We start from the raw sequence: 17,658 nt of genomic DNA on the forward strand, positions 1-17,658 counted from the left end.
GACAAGGCCGATGCCATCTCCTTGATATCGCCCTCGATCCGACACGCCAATATCCCGCGAATGGCGCGCACGTCTTCCCGCCTCGAACCGCAGCCTTCGCCGCGGCCCGGCCGCGCAATCGCGAACGGTGAACGTGCCCCTGTGTTAATCTCCGTCTATCACAGCGGAACGGGGACGCAACGGGATATTTGGGGATTTCCGGGAATCAAGCGCTGTATTGCCCTTGATCCGGGACCATGTGCCCTGCCGGGACGGCCCGGTGCGCACATTGATCTACGGCAAGATCGAGTCGACCCTGGCATGCGGACGCGCTGCGTGTCAGCGTGGTCCCGTGATTTCCCCGGCGCGGCAGCGACGGAAAGCCCGGATCAGTTCGGAGTAGCGGGTGCCTGTGCGTTGACGCTGGGTGCGAGGCCCATTTCCGCGAGTGGCTCGTCAGAGCCATCGGCGGCGGCGGTCGTATTCGACACGGCCATGTTCGCGACGACATCGGCCTGCGCCGAGCCGGCGGCGACCACGGGTAGTTCGCGCGTCGCCGACCCGATGATCGCGCTGGCGAGCCCGATGAAGATCACCACTGCGGCGAGCCCGATCATGCCGACCTTGATCCGCTGCATGGTTTGCGAAGGTGCGCGTTGCGTCTGCATCTTGTCGCGCGCATCTACCCGATCATCGCGCACTTGTCGAATTTCACCATCCCGCGGCGCGCCGCCGCCCTCGCTCACATCAGGCCCTTCGCCGCGCGCCATTCGGGATTGTACAGCGTCGAGAGGTAGCGGAACCCCGTATCGCACAGGATCGTCGCGATCCGCTTGCCCGGTCCGAGTTGCCGCGCCAGCGCGACTGCGCCCGCGACGTTGATCCCCGACGACAGGCCGAGGCACAGCCCCTCCTCGTCGAGCAACTGCCGGGTCCAGGCATAGCCTTCCGCATCCGAGATCCGGAACTGCGTATCGATCGGCGCGCCGTCGAGATTGGCGGTGATCCGCCCCTGCCCGATGCCTTCCGCAACCGAGGACCCTTCGGACTTCAGCTCGCCATGCGCATAATAGTTATACAGCGCAGCGCCGTGCGGATCGGTCAGCGCGATGCAGATCGCCTCGTCCTTCGCCTTCAGACCCAGGCCGACGCCAGCGATCGTCCCGCCCGTCCCCGCCGCGCAGGTGAAGCCATCGATCCGCTCGTCCATCTGCCGCCACAACTCTTCGGCGGTACCGATGATGTGCGCGTGGCGATTGGCGGTGTTGTCGAACTGGTTCGCCCAGATCGCGCCCGGCGTCTCCTCGGCGATGCGCCGCGACGTGTGCACGAAATGACACGGGTTGGAAAAGGCGGCGGCGGGCACGAGCACGAGTTCGGCACCCAGCGCGCGCAGCGTGTCCATCTTCTCGCGACTTTGCGTCTCGGGCATCACGATGATCGTCTTGTAGCCCTTGGCATTGGCGACCAGCGCCAGGCCGATCCCGGTATTGCCCGCGGTCCCCTCGACAATCGTCCCGCCCGGCTGGAGCAGGCCGCGTGCCTCGGCATCCTCGACGATGAACAGCGCAGCGCGATCCTTGATCGAGGCGCCCGGATTGGTGAATTCGCACTTGCCGAAGATATCGCACCCCGTCGCGTCGCTCGGGCCCTTCAGTCGCACCAGCGGCGTATTCCCGATCAGGGCAAGCGTATCGGGGGCGGTCAGCGTGTCGGATCTCATCTGCATCGCCTGTAGATGGCGCCACTCCCGGTCCGCCACAAGCGCGCTAAAACTATCCACCGGACAAGCCGGCGCACCAAGCCCCGTCAGGCCGCCCCTTTCACGCCGCGTCGCTCCTCACCGCTTCGATGCGGGCCTGAACGCAATCCAGCGCGTCGGACAATTTGGCGCCGAGCAGCAATTCACCCCCCTCGTCGGCCAGGCAGAGCGCCTGGGTGATGAGCGTCGATATCGCCGACAGGCGCTCGGCGACAGGAATTTGGCCCGGCATGCAACGTCCTCTTACAACGGTTCCGTGAAATATAGTGGCAGATGCGTGACATCGGACGACCCCGGTGCCTTTATTCCCCCGCCGCTACCGGTCGAATGTGGTGGCGCAACACTGCCGGGCGCCATCGCCGATGCGACGAACCGGCGCATCCCGGGGATGACCCGTCCCGCCGCGCGCGCATCGCGGCCGCTACGGCTTGACGCGATTTGCTGCATGCGCGAAGCCCCGAAGATATGAAGAAGACGCTCCCCCTCACCGCCGTCGCCGCGCTGCTCGCGCTGGCTGCCTGCAACTCCAAACCGGCTGCACCCGAGGTGGTCGACAGCAATCCCGATCCGATGGCGAACCAGCTCGCCAATGCGGCACCGGTCGAGCTGCCGCCGTCGATCAAGTCGGAGCAGACGATGCGCTGCAAGGACAACAGCCTGGCCTATGTGACCTTCTTCCAGGGGGGCAAGCAGGCCGTGGTTCGTCTCAAGGAAGGCGGTCCGGCCACGACGCTCAAGGCGCCTGCCGAGGGTGAGCCACTGGTCGCCGACGGCGGCTGGTCGATGACGGGCACCGAGAAGTCGATCGAGCTGACCCAGCCGGGCAAGCCCGGCCAGACCTGCCACACCTGATCCTTCAGCCGGCCACGGCCGGATGATCCCGCGCCCCGGACGACCGCCAGCGTCGCCCGGGGCGTTGTTATGCCGCGATGCCTTGCCATCGGCGTCGCACGACGGCACGCTGGCCGTCATGGCAACCATCGCGATCTACAGCCTGAAGGGCGGCGTCGGGAAGACCACGCTGGCGGTCAATCTCGCCTGGTGTTCGGCAACCCGGTCGGCACGCCGCACGATCCTCTGGGACCTCGACCCGCAGGCCGCGAGCAGTTTCCTGCTGCACGGTACCGCCGGGCGGGATCAGGCCCAGGCGATGTTCTCCCGCGATATCAGCGTCGCCAAGCGCGCCCAGCCGACGCCGGTCGCGAAGCTCGACCTGATTACCGCCGACGCCTCGCTCCGCGGTCTCGACCAGCTGTTTCACACGCTCGACAAGAAAAAGCGGCTCGGCAAGTTGATCGGCGCGCTGACCGATTATGATCGCGTCCTGCTCGACTGCCCGCCGGGTCTTACCGAAACCGCCGATCAGGTGATGCGCGCCGCCGATCTGATCGTCGTCCCCGTCATCCCCTCGCCGCTGTCGCAGCGCGCCTATGAGGAGGTGATCCGCCATCTCGGCGGCAAGGTGCCCGTGCTGCCCGTCCATGCGATGGTCGATCGCCGGCGGCGCCTGCATGCCGACGCGCTGGCCGCCAACCCCGACTGGCCGGTCATTCCAATGAGCAGTGTGATCGAGGCGATGACCGTACAACGCGCGGCGGTCGGGGCCTTCGCACCGCGCTCGACCGCCGCGGCGGCGTTCGATCAGCTGTGGCGGACGATCGAACACCGGCTGGCGGCGGGGTCGGCAGCGGGCTAAGGCGCGACCGATGGATATTCTCGATCCGCGCCTCGTGCTTGGCGGCTATGCGGCCGGCGTCTTCCCGATGGCCGACAGCCGCGACGCGATCGACGTCTACTGGGTCGAGCCGCGCCAGCGCGCGGTCCTGCCGCTCGACGGGTTCCGGCTCTCACGCTCGCTGCGCAAGACCATCGTCGCGGACCGCTTCCGCGTCACCGTCGACACTGCGTTCGGCCAGATCCTCGCGCTCTGCGCCGAAAGCGTTGAGGGCCGGCCCGAGACGTGGATCAATGCGGGGATCGAGCGGGTCTTCCACACACTGCATCTGATGGGCTTTGCGCATTCGGTCGAATGCTGGGACGGCGACCGGCTGGTCGGCGGGCTATACGGGCTGGCGCTCGGGCGGGCCTTTTTCGGCGAAAGCATGGTCAGCCGCGCGACCGACGCGTCGAAGGTCGCGCTGGCGCATCTCGTCGCGCGGCTGAAGGCCGGCGGCTTCGATCTGCTTGATTGCCAGTTCCAGACTTCGCATCTCGAATCGCTCGGCGCAATCGAGATCGAGCGTGCCGATTATATCGCGTTGCTCGCCGCGGCGCTCGACGGGGTGGTCGGCTCGACCGGCTCGTCCGGTGCGGCTGCATCATTGGCCGCCACCGGGGATTTCTTCGCACTCGACCGCGCCGCCGCAGGTGCGCCCGACGATGTCGTATCCGGCCCGGTCGCGGGGAAGGTCATCGCGCAGCTCTTGGTCCAGACGTCGTAGATCGGATGCTGCACCGCGTTCAGCGCGGGGCGCTCCTTGTACAACCAGCCCGAAAATGTCCGCCGCCATTTCTTGTCGACGCCGCGGACGATCACCTGGACAAAGGCCCCCGTCAGCTGTTCGGGCTCCCAAGGCGCGGTCTGCTCGCAGGCCCGCAGGCGCAGGACGACGTCGCCCATCCGGGTCGCCTGTCCTGGCTTCAACGTGACGTCGCGCGTCACCCCGTTACGCTTGTTGAGCAGGCCGATCACCGCGACGCGCTCTGCCATCGGCGTCCCGCCATTGGCGAGCGCCGCGCTGCCCGTGTCGATCGTCTCGACCGACCCGTCACCGGCCTGATCGCCGCCCGGCAGATCCTGCGGGACCACGACGGTCGTATCGGCCTTGCGGTTCGTCCAGGCGCGATAGCCGAACCAGCCACCGACCGCGAGAACCACGACCAGGATCGCCGCAGCGATCCGGCGCTGCATCACTCAGGCACCCACGCTTCGTAATCGCCGGTCGCCGCAGCGCGCTGGCCACCCTTTTCCATCGCGCCCGTCGGGCGATAGGCGAGTGCGGTACCCGTCAGATTCGGCAGGGCGGGCTTCTGCCAGGGGCGGACCGGCGGCAGGGCACGATCAGGCACGTCGGCGACCTGATGATGCAGCCAGCTGAACCAGGCGGGCGGTACCCGGCTGGCGTCGGTCGCACCCTGATAGATCACCCAGCGGCGCGGATTGCCCACGGTGTCCTTGCCGCCTTCATAATAGACGTTGCCGAGCGCGTCCTCGCCCATCCGCGTCTTGCCGCGAAGCCCGAATTTGGTGCCGAGCGTGGCGCCGTTCCACCACGTGAAGGTCGATGCGAGAAATCCCATAGCCGCCGCTTAGCGGGTGCACGCCGCGCCATCAACCTCGAACGCAGTGCCTGCGCCATGGCGGGACGGCACTTTGCGGCGGATATGGCGGTTCAGCCCGGCGCGCCCGGCCATTCGACGCGGTCGCCCTCGGCGATGCCGAGTTCCCCGGCACGCCCGCCCATGATCTCGAGGACCGCGCCGACGGGTTCGCCCGACGGGATCGGCGTTTCGGAGAAGGGGATCGTGTTCTCGGCGATCCGCGCGATCGTCCGGTCGGCGCGGATATAGATGATGTCGAGCGGGCTCGGCGTGTTCTTCATCCAGAAACTCGCCTCGCGCGGCCCGCTGCCGTCGGTCGGATAGGGCCAGAACAGCATGCCCCGATTCGGCTTGAGATCGGTCCGGTACATCAGCCCACGGGCCTGCTCCGCCTCGGTCTTGGCGCTCTCGACGGTGAACACATGCGCGCCGTTCGCGCTGTGGATCGTCACGGCCAGCGTCGCGGCGGCCTGACCCGGCGCAGCACCGGCGTTCGTGCCGGCCGCAGCGTCAGTGCCGGCGGCGTCGCCCGCACGGGCATCGCCGTTCGAACACGCGCAGAGGCCAAGCGCCAGAAGCGCGGCGAAGACGGTTTTACTCATTACATATATCCCCGGTTGCGGCGGGCCGGTTACCACGCCGGCGCGGATCGCTCCACCGTGACGGCCAGCGGCCCCTTGCGACCGGTCACGATTCGGGCCTGCAACGGCTGATCCGGCTCGACGACGTCGATCCCCGCCCGCCGCAGCGTTTCCATATGGATGAACACGTCACTGTCGTCGCTTGCCCGCACCAGGAAACCATAGCCCTTGAGCCGGTTGAACCACTTGACGACGACGGGTTCGAACGGGCCGGCTGCATCGATCAGCGCGACCGGATCGATCCGGTCGACCGGCGCCGCCGTGCCCGGTCGTGCCGCCGTCTCCTCGACCGCGCCGCTCAGATCGATCGAAAGGACTTCGCGCGCCTGGAACCCACGCCCGCGCTGCACCGCGACCACGTCGACCCGCGCGCCCTCTGGCAGGCTGCGCCGGCCATGCGGCTGGAGCACCGAGAAATGGATCAGGATATCGCCGATCGCCGTATCGTCAGCGACCGCGAAGCCGAAACCGCGCGTCACATCGAACCATTTGATCACCCCGCCGAGCACGGACGGCTCCGCGATAGCCTGTGCAGTCGCTTGTGCAGCGGGCTGATCGACGCCTTGATCGATGTCCGGCACTGCGCGCGGTCCGACAGCCGCTACCGCGTCCGGTACCGCGGCCGGCCTGTCCCCATCATATTGCGCTTCACTACGCATCGTTACGCACCCCTGCACCTTGCTAGCACGCTTCGTCGCAGCCGCAACAACCTGCAATGCGTCTTCACTCAAAATCTGTCGCATCGATTGTTTCAGACGGGGACGCGGCAAGAATTTTGCGTGCCAGATCGAAACCGTGGCCGGCGCGCACCATCGCGCTGAGCTGCTTTTGCCGCAGCGCACGATTCTCTGCCCCGCCCCCGTCGCTATCGTCCGACCGGGCATAGGGACCCAGCCGCTTGCGCTTCGCATAGGCCAGCGCCGCATCGACGTCGCGCGCCGCGATTTCAGGCGCGAGCGCATCGGCATCGGCCTCGTCGATCCCCGCCTCGCGAAACGCCCCCGCGACGCGCCGGGCACCCAGGCCGCGGCGCTGCATCGCTGCCGCCCGCGCCTCGGCGAAGCCGCGATCGTCGATATAGCCAAGATCCGCGAGCCTCTGCGCCAGCCCTTCGGGATCGGCGGGCGGCACCGCCGGACCGGTTTCGGGCGCCTCGACCCAGCCGCGCTCGCGTACCTTGCGCCGCAGATAATCGCTCAGGCGGCCGCGCGTGGTCGCGAATCGCTCGACATAGCGCAGCGCCAACCCCTCCAGTCCCGCGGCATCCAGCGGTTTTGGCGGGCGTTTCTCCTGTCTTTCTCGGCGGCGATCCTGGGTCACGCCATCATTGTGCCACACTGGGATAGGATTTTGAACGCCACGACCGTGCATGGCTGGCCTTTGCACGGTCTCAAGCGGCGGATGTCCCCGGACAGGCCGCGACGTGGAAGACAGGACGCACATGACGATCGACACCTTTCAGACGACGGCGACGAACGGGCTGGTAAAGCCTGCGGTCGCACCGTCGGCCGATCCGATGCCGGCGCAGCGCACGGCGACCCCCACCGCGGACACGCTACCGCGCCGCTTTGCCGACTTCGCGACACTTGGCGAGGCGCTGGACTATGCGGCGACGGGGCAGCGCGGCCTCAACTTCCATGACGCGCGCGGTACGCTCAGCCAGCCCTATCCCTATGCGACGCTGCGCCGGGACGCGCTGGCGATGGCCGACCGCCTGATCGCCGCCGGCGTCGCCCCTGCCGACCGCATCGCGCTGGTCGCGGAAACCGGCCCCGAATTCGCCGCGCTGTTCTTCGGTGTCGTCTATGCGGGCGCCTGGCCGGTGCCGCTGCCCCTGCCGACGTCGTTCGGCGGCCGCGATTCCTATATCGAACAGCTCCGCGTCCAGCTTTCGAGCTGCGATCCCAAGATGCTGATCTTCCCGCCCGAACTCGCGCAGATGGCGAGCGAGGCGGCGCGTCTGGCGGGCACGCACGGGATCGACTGGTCCGAATTCGCGACCCGCGAAGCCCCCGCCGCCACGCTGCCCGAGGCCCGTCCGGACGACATCGCCTATCTGCAATATTCGAGCGGCTCGACGCGCTTCCCGCACGGCGTCGTCATCACGCACGAGGCGTTGCTGAACAATCTCGCCGCGCACAGCCACGGCATGGAAGTCTGCGACACCGATCGCTGCGTGTCCTGGCTGCCCTGGTATCACGACATGGGGCTGGTCGGCTGTTTCCTGTCGCCGATCGCCAACCAGGTCTCGACAGATTACCTCAAGACCGAGGATTTCGCGCGCCGTCCGCTCGCTTGGCTCGATCTCATCAGCCGCAACACCGGCACGACGCTCAGCTATTCGCCGACCTTCGGCTATGACATCTGCGCGCGCCGCATGTCGTCGCAGACCAAGGCGAGCGACCGGTTCGACCTGTCGCGCTGGCGCGTCGCGGGCAATGGCGCCGACATGATCCGTCCCGACGTGATGCAGTCGTTCGTCGATGCCTTCGCCGATGCCGGGTTCCAGGCCTCCGCCTTCCTGCCCAGCTACGGCCTTGCCGAGGCGACGCTGGCGGTATCGCTGATGCCGCCGGGCGAAGGGATCCGCGTCGAGCTGGTCGAGGAAACCCAGTTGTCGGGCGGCGCGCGCGGCGAAGACCGTCCGCAGCGTTACCGGGCGATCGTCAATTGCGGCAAGCCGGTGCGCGACATGACGATCGAGATCCGCGAAGAGGACGGCACCCCCCTCCCCGAGCGCGCGATCGGCAAGGTCTGGTGCAAGGGCAAGTCGGTGATGGTCGGCTATTTCCGCGACGACGCCGCCACCGCGGCGTGCATGTCCGACGGCTGGCTCGATACCGGCGATATGGGCTATATGTCGGATGGCTATATCTACATCGTAGGCCGGGCGAAGGACATGATCATCGTCAACGGCAAGAACCACTGGCCGCAGGACATCGAATGGGCGGTCGAGCAGCTGCCCGGGTTCAAGGCGGGCGACATCGCCGCGTTCGCGATCACAACCCCGGGAGGCGAGGAAACCCCCGCCGTCCTTGTCCAGTGCCGCAGCTCCGACGAGGGTGAACGCCTGCGCCTTCGCGACGAGATCCGCGAACGCGTGCGTTCGGTGACGGGGATGAACTGCGTGATCGAATTGATCCCTCCCCGCACGCTGCCGCGCACCTCGTCGGGCAAGCTCAGCCGCGCCAAGGCGCGCAACCTGTACCTGAGCGGCGACATCAAGCCCTATGACATCGCTGCCTGACGTTGCCTGCCCCGCCGCACCGTCCCGCCAGTGCGGCGGGACGGTCGCGGCTCCTGCCCCCAACCCGGTTATTTTTCACAACGCAGGGGATGGGAACGTTGCGATAACCAACGTGCATTAAGCCCGGCGGTGTGAACAGACAGTCGCCTTCCGGATCCGATACGCCCCCGCCAACCATGCCGGCGCGTACACGAATGTCGACGCATCACATGCCCATCGACATGCGCGCGCTGCTCGCGCTGTCGGAAGGGTGCGATCCCAGGGAATGGGGCCGGCTTCGCGCGGCGCAGCTCGACGCCGGCCGGCAACTCGCCTGGTTCGCCCTCGCCGCCAACCTGCTCGCGACCGCCGTCTGTTCCGCATTGCTCTATCCCCGGATGCCGTTCTGGCAGGTCGCGTCATGGTCGACGCTCCTGATCGCGGGGACCGTGTGGGTGACCATCCGCCGCCGCCTCGCTCCCTCGCGCGCTGCCGGGCATGGCGGCAGGACGGATATCCGGGCAACCTTGTGGGAGGGGGGCAGCCTCGCTTTGGCCTGGTCGGTCATCCCGGTTTTCTTCTGCCCGCAGGTCCCGGTCGCGACCAGCATCGGGCTCGGGCTCACGCTGATGATCGTGATGACGGGGGCAGCCTTCGCGATGGCGCCGCTGCCGCTCGCCACGCTCATGTTCATCGGCACGCTCGGTTTCGTATCGTTCGTCCAGCTCATGCTGATGCACGCGGTTGCGATCGCCGGGGGGGTGCTCGCCTTCACGCTGTTGCTGATGACCGCCTGCCTCAGCCGGACGCGCGCGCTGGTCACGATCCACAATGCGCAGGCGGTGCTCGACGAACGCGACGAGACGATCAGCGTGCTCCTGCTCGAATTTGAGGAGAGCGCTGCCGAATGGCTGTGGGAGACCGACGCGACACGACGCGTGATCCGGCCCAGCGCCCGTTTCGCGCGGGCGTGCGGTCGCGCGCCAGCAGATATCGACGGCATGCCGATCCTCCAGCTGCTCGCCGGACCATCCTGGGACAGCGGCACGTTCGCGGCAGGCCTGCGCGCGCTTGCCGAAAAGCTGCGCAACCGGGACAGCTTCGTCAACCTGAGACTGCCGATCCGCTTTACCGAACAGGAGCGCTGGTGGCAGCTGGCCGCCGCGCCGCGATACGACGACCGCGGAATATTCTGCGGTTTCCGCGGCGTCGGCGCGGATGTCACGGACCAGCGCGCCTCCGCGGACAAGATCAACCGCATGGCGCGGTTCGACACGTTGACCGGGCTGCCCAACCGTCGGCTGATCACCGAGACGCTGTCCGACGCGATGATCGCGGCGGAGGCCTGTGGCGGACGCTGCGCGTTCATGATGCTCGATCTCGACCGGTTCAAGGCGGTCAACGACACGCTCGGCCACCCGGTCGGCGACCGGCTGCTGTGCCAGGTCGCGGAACGGCTCGGCCACATGATGAGCGCGAACGAATCCTGCGGGCGGCTTGGCGGCGACGAGTTCGCGCTCGTCGTCCGCGACGCCAGCGATACGGGCGCGGTCGAGGAGCTCGCCGGACGCATCATCACCGCATTGTCGCGGCCCTACGACGTCGATCACTATACGCTGCATATCGGCGCCAGCATCGGGCTTGCCTTCGGGCCGCGCGACGGGCGCACGTCGGAGATGCTGATCCGGTCCGCCGATCTGGCGCTCTATCGCGCCAAGGATGCCGGTCGCGGTGTGTTTCGCGTCTACGAACCCGCGCTTTACGTCCAGGCGGAGGAGCGGCGGGTGCTTGAGATCGCGCTGCGCGGCGCACTCGATCGGGGTGAGATGTCCCTCGCCTATCAGCCGATCATCGACACGCAGGGCGGCATGCTGCGCGGCTTCGAGGCGCTGCTGCGCTGGGAAAGCCCGGAGTTCGGCATGGTCCCGCCGTCCCGCTTCATCCCGCTCGCCGAAGACGCACGGATCATCGCGCAGATCGGCGCCTGGGTCCTGCGCACCGCCTGCGCCGAAGCCGCGAGTTGGCCGGAGGGTCTGCGCATCGCCGTCAACGTATCGCCGGTCCAGCTGCAGAATGACGGTTTCGTCACGACCGTCGCGACCGTGCTCGCCGACAGCGGACTGTCAGCCGACCGGCTCGAGCTCGAGGTTACCGAGGGCGTCTTCCTGCGCGAGGATCGTGGCGCGACGACGACCCTCGCGCGTATCCTCGACCTTGGCGTACGCCTGAGCCTCGATGATTTCGGCATTGGCCACTCGTCGCTGGGCTATCTCAGCCGCACCCGCTTTTCCTCGATCAAGATCGACGGCAGCTTTGTCCGTGCCGCAGCGCGCGGCGGCCGTGAGGCGCTGGCGATCATCCGCGCGGTGGTCGCGCTCGCGCAAAGCCTCGACATCGCGACCATCGCCGAAGGCGTGGAGACGCAGGACGAGCGCCAGCTTGTCGCGGCACTCGGCTGTACGCACGCGCAAGGCGATCTGTTCGGCCGCGCGCTCCCCGTCACCGAAACCCGCACGCTGGCGGAGCGCGACTGGACTGATTCGGCCGCGGCCTGATGTCGCAATGACGCGTCAGCCGAGCATCCCGGCATAGCTTTGCAGCGGCGGCGGCAGCAGGATCGCCCGGGCCAGACACCCCCGACGACGACGACCAGCGCGCACAGGCTGATCTGCATCGACCTGCGCCGGTCGTGCACCCGATCAGCGCCAGAAGGCTTTCCGGTCGAGCAGCGCCGAGTGCGCCGCGGCAGCGCGGTCGAGCCGCTTGGCGTGTTTGCGATCGTCGACCAGCGCCGCTTCATTATCCTCCATCCCCAGCCGGGCGAGGATCGCGGGCACCGTTGCCGCGTCGTTCAGCGTGCCGAGCCGGTCCTGCAGCGTTTCGAGCGTCGAGACGAACTTGGCCTGCCGCTTTTGCTGCGCCGTATCGGCGAACAGGTCCGCGAAGAATTCCGTCGCATAGCGCAGCGTCTTGGCGTCCTTGCGGATCGCATGGCGTTCGTCGTCCGTCAGCAGCGCGAGCGATGGCGCGCCAATCTTGAGCGCCTTGCGTCGCTTGCGGAGCGCCGCCGCTGCAAATTCGCGGGCGGGCGCCTCGCGCACCTCCCGCGTCGCGTCCGCCGTCGACCAGTCGCCGACCGCAAGCCACTGCGTCAGATCGAGCATCACCGCCCGCACGCGCGACGACTCCAGCGCCACATCGACCTCGTCATAGGCCAGACCGCGCGCCGCCTCGATCCGGTCAAAGACGTCCCCCGCGCCCAGCTTCGCCGCCGCCATGTCCGCCAGCACGTCGAGATCGCGCGCCTGCCCCAGCGTCTGCGCCAGCCAGCGCAGCTCGGACCGGAAATGGGCCGTCTGCTCGCGTCCCAGCACGCGCTTGAAGAGCCCGAGCGCGGCGCGCGTCCGCCGCAACGCGACACGCGCCTGGTGCAGCGCTTCCGGCGCGCGCGTCTCGAGCAGGATCGTCTCGTTCAGCCGATAATGCCGCAGGCAGGCGCCAATAACCATCCGGAGCGCCTCTATCGTCGTCGCGTCGCCATCGAGCGATACCGGCTCGGCCTTGAAGGCGCGACGCACCGGCCCGGTCAGGCCGTAACCGCGCTCGGACTTGGTCACGACGCCGAGCCGCAGCGGCACCATATCCGCGATCCGGCGGGCCAGCGTGAACAGCGCGGTCGGGTCGCCGCGCTTGAGTTCGATCTCGACTTCGCAGACCGGCGACTGCCGCTCGCCAACCCGGACCATCCCGCGGTCCAGCACGAGCTCGATCTCCGCCCCGTTCTCGCTGATCTCCCAGCTGCGTCGTTCCACCGACACGGTGAAGGCCGGCGCGAGCCGTTCGGTCGTCCCGTCGAGCAGCGCGAAGACCGGCGTGGTGTCGTCGAGACGCGGACGATCGTCCATGACCGGCCGTTCCCATTCGGGGCGTGAAAACAGCCCGGCGCCCTTTGCCGGGTCGATCTTGATCGTCTGGATCCGCGTATCGCCCGCGCGCCGGATCCGCAGCGACGCGCCGTGCTTCCGTAGCGTTTGCTCGGGCGTGTCCAAATAGATCGCCTCGAGCATCGTGGTACGGGTCGCCTCATCCGACGGCAGTTCGCGCGCGACCTGGTCCGCGGCGTCCGCCGTCAGGACGAGCTTCAATTCAACTTCCTGCATCATCCGCGTATCCGATCTGCGTCCCCCCTCGACATAACGCATATCGGCGATTGAAGGGCCAACCGGATGTGCCCGCTGCGGCTAGCTTGGCAGCTCGTCGCGGCGGCCACGGCCGTCATGGACGGTGCGGATGATGCTGCTGACACTGACCGGGGGCGTCGGGATGTGCAGCGCCTGCGTCGGTGTACCGATCACCGCCGCGCGGGCACGCAGGCTGGATTTCAGGAACAACGTCTCCGATGCGAGGAAACGCCGCGGCGTCGTGCCGAGGAACGTTGTCGCGTCGCGCAGGAAATGGGACGCGTCGAAATAGCTGCTGTCGATCGCCGAATAATCGACATGGCCATCGGGCCGGATCAGCCGGATGAACGACCGCAGGAAGCGCGCGCGCCGCAACAGCATCTTGGGCAGCATACCGAAATGGCGGGTGGCGAGCCGCCTGAGCGCGTGCGTCTCGATCCCCAGCCGGTCGGCGACATCCTGCATCTCGATCACCCCGTCGGTCACCGTCAGCGCGGCGAATGCACGGATCAGTTCCTCCTGCGGGTGCCGGCGCTGGAACAGCGGTTCCAGCACGTCGTCTAGGAACGGCTTGATCATCGCATCGTCGGACAGCGCGTCGAGCCCCGTCGTCAGCCGGCGCGACACTTCCGGACCGAGCAGCGTCTCGAGCGGCACGATGCGGTTGCGGAAATCACCCGCCAGCCGCGACGTCATCCGGGACCAGCCGATCGCGCTGATTCCGATCCCGACCGCGACGCCGCCATGCGTGACGGTGCGAAACGCGCGGCTGGTCGGGCCGTAGAGACTGGCGCGCTCGAGCGGCCCGAACCGGTGGTTGCCGATCGCCACGGTGATCGGCCCCGCATCCGCCAGAATAGAAATCATAACTGGTGCAGGTAGATACCAGTTGACGAGCGGATTGCGATCACTGGCCGAATAGATCGCATATCCGGTCAGGCATTCGGCAAGGCTTGCCTGGGGCAAGTCATACCGCATCCGCATTCCCGGTGGCATCGCAAATTTTTCCGGCGATACACCCGGAGAGTGTGTTCCACCAAAAACTTGATCTACGTTCATACCACCCACTCGTTTCTGTACGGAAGTATCCGCGCGCTTGCGGCCTATGGCTATACTGCTTTGCAGCGAAATTCTAGTTGTCCTATAATCTGGCTTAGTATTGATTGGCTTCAATACTTTGCCCGTTCTTCGCCGGGTCTCGACATTGAAGACCGGCCACCGCCGCCGCCGTCCCGATGATGGACGTCGCGCTCGCGCCGCCTCGCGCGGCACAGCAGGGATGCGGGATTGATGGGGTTGACACTGGTATCGGCATCGCTTCTCGGTGCCGCCGAACCCATCAGGAAAGAACAGCGATGACAGTGATCGTAACCGGCGCCGCCGGCTTCATCGGCATGCATGTCGCGGACGCGTTGCTGGCACGTGGCGAGACGGTGTTCGGCATCGACGAATGCAACGCCTATTACGACCCCGCGCTCAAGGCGGCGCGGCTCGCCTATCTGCGTGACCGGCACGGCGCGGCCTTCACCTTCGCCAAGCTCGATTTCGCGGATACGCCCGCGCTCGACGCGGCGGTGGCAGGCCTCGACATCGACCGGATCGTCCATCTCGGTGCGCAGGCCGGCGTCCGCTACTCGATCGAGAATCCGATGGCCTATGCCCGGGCCAATCTGGTCGGGCATCTCAACATCCTCGAACTCGCGCGCGCGCGGCAAGTCCGGCACCTGGTCTACGCCTCGTCCTCGTCGGTCTATGGCGGCAATGACAGCGTGCCCTTCCGCGTCGAGGATCGCACCGACCGCCCGCTGTCGCTCTATGCCGCGACGAAGAAGTCGAACGAGCTGATGAGCGAGAGCTACGCGCATCTCTATCGCCTGCCGCAGACCGGGCTGCGCTTCTTCACCGTCTACGGCCCCTGGGGTCGTCCCGACATGATGATGTGGATCTTCACCAAGGCGATCCTCGCCGGCGAGCCCATTCCGGTGTTCAATGCAGGCCGGATGGAGCGCGACTTCACCTATATCGACGACATCGTCGCCGGCATCGTCGCCGCGCTCGATGCGCCGCCTGCGGATGACGGCCAGGCGAAGCCCGGCGGCAGCATGGGGCCGCACCGCGTCTACAATATCGGCAACAGTCGCGCCGAACAGCTCGGCGAGGTCATCGACGTGCTCGAGCAGGCGATCGGTCGCAGGGCGATCCGCCAGGACCTGCCGATGCAGGCGGGCGATGTCGTGCGCACCTGCGCCGATGTCAGCGCGATCGGCAACGATCTCGGCTTCGCCCCCACCACCAGCATCACCGAGGGCGTGCCACGCTTCATCCGATGGTATCGCGACTATCACGGCGTCTAGGCGTTAGGATGGTCGAGACCGAACCCCGAGCCCACCCTTTTGATGCACGGAGCAGCCCGATGACCGACGCCCCGACCTATACCCCCCCGGCAATCTGGACCTGGAACCGCGACAATGGCGGCCGGTTCGCCGCGATCAACCGGCCGGTTGCCGGATCGACGCATGACAAGGAGCTGCCGGTCGGGCGCCACCCGCTGCAGCTCTATTCGCTCGGCACGCCGAACGGGGTGAAGGTCACGATCATGCTCGAGGAGCTGCTCGCGCTCGGCCATGCCGGCGCCGAATATGACGCCTGGCTGATCCGGATCAACGAAGGCGACCAGTTCGGCAGCGGCTTTGTCGAGATCAATCCCAATTCCAAGATCCCGGCGCTCATGGATCGCAGCGGCACGACGCCGCTGCCGATCTTCGAATCCGGCGCGATCCTGATGCATCTCGCGGAGAAATTCGGCGCGTTCCTACCGACCGAACCGGCAGCGCGCGCGACCTGCTTGTCCTGGCTGTTCTGGCAGGTCGGCAGCGGCCCGTTCGTCGGCGGCGGCTTCGGCCATTTCTACGCCTATGCGCCGGTCAAGATCGAGTATGCGATCGACCGGTTCGCGATGGAGGCCAAGCGCCAACTCGACGTGCTCGACCGGCGTCTTGCCGACAGCGCGTATCTGGCCGGTGCCGCCTATACGATCGCCGACATGGCCGCCTGGCCTTGGTACGGGGCGCTGGTCCAGGGCCAGCTCTACGACGCCGGTGAGTTCCTTCAGGTCCAGGACTATCCGAACGTGAAGCGCTGGGCGGATGCGATCGGCGCACGCCCCGCGGTCCAGCGTGGCCGCATGGTCAACCGCGTCATGGGCGATCCTGCAAGCCAGCTCCACGAACGCCATGACGCCACGGATTTTGCGACCCGTGCACAGGACAAGTTAAGCCCGCCATCATGAATGGCGCTATAAATGCTGTGGTGCAGCATTACTGAAAACATTGCGCGCGATTAGTGTATTTGGAGAAGTTTGCCCAAGTAATCCATTTAGTTGCAACTTTATCTCCCAACTCCCGTTCCTTGAACCGTTGTGCACACAGGATCGCCCGCCAGAGGCGATCGAGGCCGACCGTGTGCCGACGTGCCTGGTTCAGGGAGATGAAGCCAATGACCCAATCAACCCATCTGATCGATGCTCTCGATGCCCGTGTCGAACGGCGCAACGACCGGCGTGAGTTCTTCAAAAATGCACTTGGTGCGGCTGCGATGACGGCAGCCGGAGCGACCGCTCTGTCCCTCTCGAGCGCAGCCGCGGCACAGTCGGTAACCGACGCCGACGTCCTGAACTTCGCGCTCAACCTCGAATATCTCGAGGCGCAATTCTACTCCTATGCAGCCTATGGCACAGGACTCGACAATGCTCTGCTGACCGGCAGCGGTACGCAGGGTGCGGTTCGTGGCGGCCGCAAGGTCGCGTTCACCGATCCCATCGTCGAGCAATATGCACGCGAAATCGCACAGGACGAGATCGCGCATGTCAGGTTCCTTCGCACTGCGCTCGGCAGCTCGACGGTGTCGCAGCCGGTGATCGACGTCAGCGTTTCGCCGACCAGCGCCTTCTCGGTCGCCGCGCAGGCCGCCGGGCTCGTGCCTGCCGGCACCGCTTTCGATCCCTATGCCTCTGACGAGGCGTTCCTGCTCGGCGCGTTCATCTTCGAGGACGTCGGCGTCACCGCCTACAAGGGTGCCGCCCCCTTGCTCACGAACAAGACGTTCCTCGATGCCGCGGCCGGCCTGCTCGCGGTCGAGGCCTATCATGCCGCGATCGTCCGCACGACGCTGTACGGCAAGGGTATCGACGTGCCGTCGTTGCGCACCTCCGCCGATGCCATTTCGCGCGCGCGCGACAGCCTCGACGGTGGTGGTGCCAACACGACGATCTTCGGCGCGAACGATATCGATCAGGGGATCTCGTCCTACAGCGCGACGCCGATCAACCTGTCCGCCACCCAGGCGGCGGTGACCGTGTCGAACATCGTGCCGCTGGACGCCGACGGTGTCGCCTATAGCCGCTCGGTGAGCCAGGTGCTCAACATCGTGTACCTGAACAGTGGCGCAGTGGCCGCGGGCGGGTTCTTCCCGGCAGGCATGAACGGCAACATCAAGACGAGCACCGCAGCAGCCTGAACCGCTTCAGCTCTGCCGTCAGCTTTCTTTGCT

General features: G+C 66.8%; 17 protein-coding genes and 1 pseudogene. 8 read left to right on the forward strand and 10 right to left on the reverse strand.

Going from position 1 to position 17,658, the window contains the following annotated elements; all coding sequences use genetic code 11:
* Positions 1-368: 368 nt before the first annotated feature.
* From IFT87_RS01845 to IFT87_RS01855, 3 genes are all read right to left on the reverse strand, one after another.
* Complete coding sequence (locus IFT87_RS01845) at positions 369-680, reverse strand: hypothetical protein (RefSeq protein ID WP_342211114.1); 312 nt, start codon at positions 678-680, stop codon at positions 369-371.
* Positions 681-721: 41 nt separating this feature from the next.
* The gene (locus IFT87_RS01850; RefSeq protein WP_031440794.1) at positions 722-1,702 is read right to left on the reverse strand and encodes a cysteine synthase A; all 981 of its coding nucleotides are present in this window, start codon (positions 1,700-1,702) and stop codon (positions 722-724) included.
* A gap of 100 nt (positions 1,703-1,802) precedes the next feature.
* On the reverse strand, positions 1,803-1,973 hold the full coding sequence (locus IFT87_RS01855; protein WP_157840482.1) for a hypothetical protein: 171 nt from the start codon (positions 1,971-1,973) through the stop codon (positions 1,803-1,805).
* 233 nt (positions 1,974-2,206) lie between these two features.
* On the opposite strand from IFT87_RS01855, the gene IFT87_RS01860 reads away from it, so the two are divergent.
* The 3 genes from IFT87_RS01860 to aat all read left to right on the forward strand — a co-directional run bounded on the left by IFT87_RS01860 (position 2,207) and on the right by aat (position 4,182).
* Complete coding sequence (locus IFT87_RS01860) at positions 2,207-2,593, forward strand: hypothetical protein (protein ID WP_031395590.1); 387 nt, start codon at positions 2,207-2,209, stop codon at positions 2,591-2,593.
* Positions 2,594-2,711: 118 nt separating this feature from the next.
* The gene (locus tag IFT87_RS01865; protein WP_031440793.1) at positions 2,712-3,437 is read left to right on the forward strand and encodes a ParA family protein; all 726 of its coding nucleotides are present in this window, start codon (positions 2,712-2,714) and stop codon (positions 3,435-3,437) included.
* A 10-nt stretch (positions 3,438-3,447) separates the two neighbouring features.
* Positions 3,448-4,182: a leucyl/phenylalanyl-tRNA--protein transferase gene (gene aat / locus IFT87_RS01870; protein WP_031440792.1), complete on the forward strand. Its 735-nt coding sequence runs from the start codon at positions 3,448-3,450 to the stop codon at positions 4,180-4,182.
* A 35-nt stretch (positions 4,183-4,217) separates the two neighbouring features.
* On the opposite strand, the pseudogene IFT87_RS20815 reads toward aat, so the two are convergent.
* The 5 genes and pseudogenes from IFT87_RS20815 to IFT87_RS01895 all read right to left on the reverse strand — a co-directional run.
* Positions 4,218-4,652, reverse strand: a pseudogene (locus tag IFT87_RS20815) (DUF2155 domain-containing protein); the annotation flags it as partial.
* Positions 4,652-5,041 (reverse strand): NADH:ubiquinone oxidoreductase subunit NDUFA12, encoded by a 390-nt coding sequence (locus IFT87_RS01880; protein WP_192007292.1) that lies wholly within the window; start codon positions 5,039-5,041, stop codon positions 4,652-4,654. The gene IFT87_RS01880 and the pseudogene IFT87_RS20815, both read right to left, overlap by 1 nt.
* A gap of 92 nt (positions 5,042-5,133) precedes the next feature.
* Positions 5,134-5,664: a DUF192 domain-containing protein gene (locus IFT87_RS01885; protein WP_037528134.1), complete on the reverse strand. Its 531-nt coding sequence runs from the start codon at positions 5,662-5,664 to the stop codon at positions 5,134-5,136.
* Positions 5,665-5,693: 29 nt separating this feature from the next.
* Positions 5,694-6,284, reverse strand: coding sequence for a cold shock domain-containing protein (locus IFT87_RS01890; protein ID WP_426290910.1), 591 nt, complete (start codon positions 6,282-6,284; stop codon positions 5,694-5,696).
* A gap of 142 nt (positions 6,285-6,426) precedes the next feature.
* Positions 6,427-7,041: a regulatory protein RecX gene (locus IFT87_RS01895; protein WP_342211115.1), complete on the reverse strand. Its 615-nt coding sequence runs from the start codon at positions 7,039-7,041 to the stop codon at positions 6,427-6,429.
* 178 nt (positions 7,042-7,219) lie between these two features.
* On the opposite strand from IFT87_RS01895, the gene IFT87_RS01900 reads away from it, so the two are divergent.
* Positions 7,220-8,950 (forward strand): fatty acyl-AMP ligase, encoded by a 1,731-nt coding sequence (locus IFT87_RS01900; protein WP_037528158.1) that lies wholly within the window; start codon positions 7,220-7,222, stop codon positions 8,948-8,950.
* A gap of 209 nt (positions 8,951-9,159) precedes the next feature.
* Positions 9,160-11,484, forward strand: a complete 2,325-nt coding sequence (locus IFT87_RS01905) for a putative bifunctional diguanylate cyclase/phosphodiesterase (RefSeq protein ID WP_249403156.1) — start codon at positions 9,160-9,162, stop codon at positions 11,482-11,484.
* A 144-nt stretch (positions 11,485-11,628) separates the two neighbouring features.
* Here the strand turns inward: IFT87_RS01905 and IFT87_RS01910 are convergent, their stop codons facing one another.
* Together IFT87_RS01910 and IFT87_RS01915 are read right to left on the reverse strand one after the other, a co-directional pair.
* Positions 11,629-13,092: a CYTH and CHAD domain-containing protein gene (locus tag IFT87_RS01910; RefSeq protein ID WP_192007294.1), complete on the reverse strand. Its 1,464-nt coding sequence runs from the start codon at positions 13,090-13,092 to the stop codon at positions 11,629-11,631.
* 78 nt (positions 13,093-13,170) lie between these two features.
* Positions 13,171-13,977 carry a helix-turn-helix domain-containing protein gene (locus IFT87_RS01915; RefSeq protein ID WP_192007296.1) on the reverse strand — a complete coding sequence of 269 codons (807 nt, stop codon included), beginning with the start codon at positions 13,975-13,977 and terminating at the stop codon, positions 13,171-13,173.
* 488 nt (positions 13,978-14,465) lie between these two features.
* Here IFT87_RS01915 and IFT87_RS01920 point away from each other — a divergent pair, with 488 nt between their 5' ends.
* From IFT87_RS01920 to IFT87_RS01930, 3 genes are all read left to right on the forward strand, one after another.
* Positions 14,466-15,464, forward strand: a complete 999-nt coding sequence (locus IFT87_RS01920; RefSeq protein WP_192007297.1) for an NAD-dependent epimerase/dehydratase family protein — start codon at positions 14,466-14,468, stop codon at positions 15,462-15,464.
* Between the two features lie 59 nt (positions 15,465-15,523).
* Positions 15,524-16,399: a glutathione-dependent disulfide-bond oxidoreductase gene (gene yghU / locus IFT87_RS01925; protein WP_192007299.1), complete on the forward strand. Its 876-nt coding sequence runs from the start codon at positions 15,524-15,526 to the stop codon at positions 16,397-16,399.
* Between the two features lie 206 nt (positions 16,400-16,605).
* Complete coding sequence (locus tag IFT87_RS01930) at positions 16,606-17,625, forward strand: ferritin-like domain-containing protein (protein ID WP_031440782.1); 1,020 nt, start codon at positions 16,606-16,608, stop codon at positions 17,623-17,625.
* Positions 17,626-17,658 lie beyond the last annotated feature (33 nt).

Source organism: Sphingomonas sp. CFBP 8765 (assembly GCF_014841445.1).
Classification (GTDB): domain Bacteria; phylum Pseudomonadota; class Alphaproteobacteria; order Sphingomonadales; family Sphingomonadaceae; genus Sphingomonas; species Sphingomonas aerolata.

Excerpts from the sequence above, each read along its gene's own strand:
- IFT87_RS01850 (WP_031440794.1), bottom strand. The coding sequence starts at position 1,702 with ATGAGATCCGACACGCTGACCGCCCCCGATACGCTTGCCCTGATCGGG.
- IFT87_RS01855 (WP_157840482.1), bottom strand. The coding sequence starts at position 1,973 with ATGCCGGGCCAAATTCCTGTCGCCGAGCGCCTGTCGGCGATATCGACG.
- IFT87_RS01860 (WP_031395590.1), top strand. The coding sequence starts at position 2,207 with ATGAAGAAGACGCTCCCCCTCACCGCCGTCGCCGCGCTGCTCGCGCTG.
- IFT87_RS01865 (WP_031440793.1), top strand. The coding sequence starts at position 2,712 with ATGGCAACCATCGCGATCTACAGCCTGAAGGGCGGCGTCGGGAAGACC.
- aat (WP_031440792.1), top strand. The coding sequence starts at position 3,448 with ATGGATATTCTCGATCCGCGCCTCGTGCTTGGCGGCTATGCGGCCGGC.
- IFT87_RS01880 (WP_192007292.1), bottom strand. The coding sequence starts at position 5,041 with ATGGGATTTCTCGCATCGACCTTCACGTGGTGGAACGGCGCCACGCTC.
- IFT87_RS01885 (WP_037528134.1), bottom strand. The coding sequence starts at position 5,664 with ATGAGTAAAACCGTCTTCGCCGCGCTTCTGGCGCTTGGCCTCTGCGCG.
- IFT87_RS01900 (WP_037528158.1), top strand. The coding sequence starts at position 7,220 with ATGCCGGCGCAGCGCACGGCGACCCCCACCGCGGACACGCTACCGCGC.
- IFT87_RS01905 (WP_249403156.1), top strand. The coding sequence starts at position 9,160 with ATGCCCATCGACATGCGCGCGCTGCTCGCGCTGTCGGAAGGGTGCGAT.
- IFT87_RS01910 (WP_192007294.1), bottom strand. The coding sequence starts at position 13,092 with ATGATGCAGGAAGTTGAATTGAAGCTCGTCCTGACGGCGGACGCCGCG.
- IFT87_RS01915 (WP_192007296.1), bottom strand. The coding sequence starts at position 13,977 with ATGATTTCTATTCTGGCGGATGCGGGGCCGATCACCGTGGCGATCGGC.
- IFT87_RS01920 (WP_192007297.1), top strand. The coding sequence starts at position 14,466 with ATGACAGTGATCGTAACCGGCGCCGCCGGCTTCATCGGCATGCATGTC.
- yghU (WP_192007299.1), top strand. The coding sequence starts at position 15,524 with ATGACCGACGCCCCGACCTATACCCCCCCGGCAATCTGGACCTGGAAC.
- IFT87_RS01930 (WP_031440782.1), top strand. The coding sequence starts at position 16,606 with ATGACCCAATCAACCCATCTGATCGATGCTCTCGATGCCCGTGTCGAA.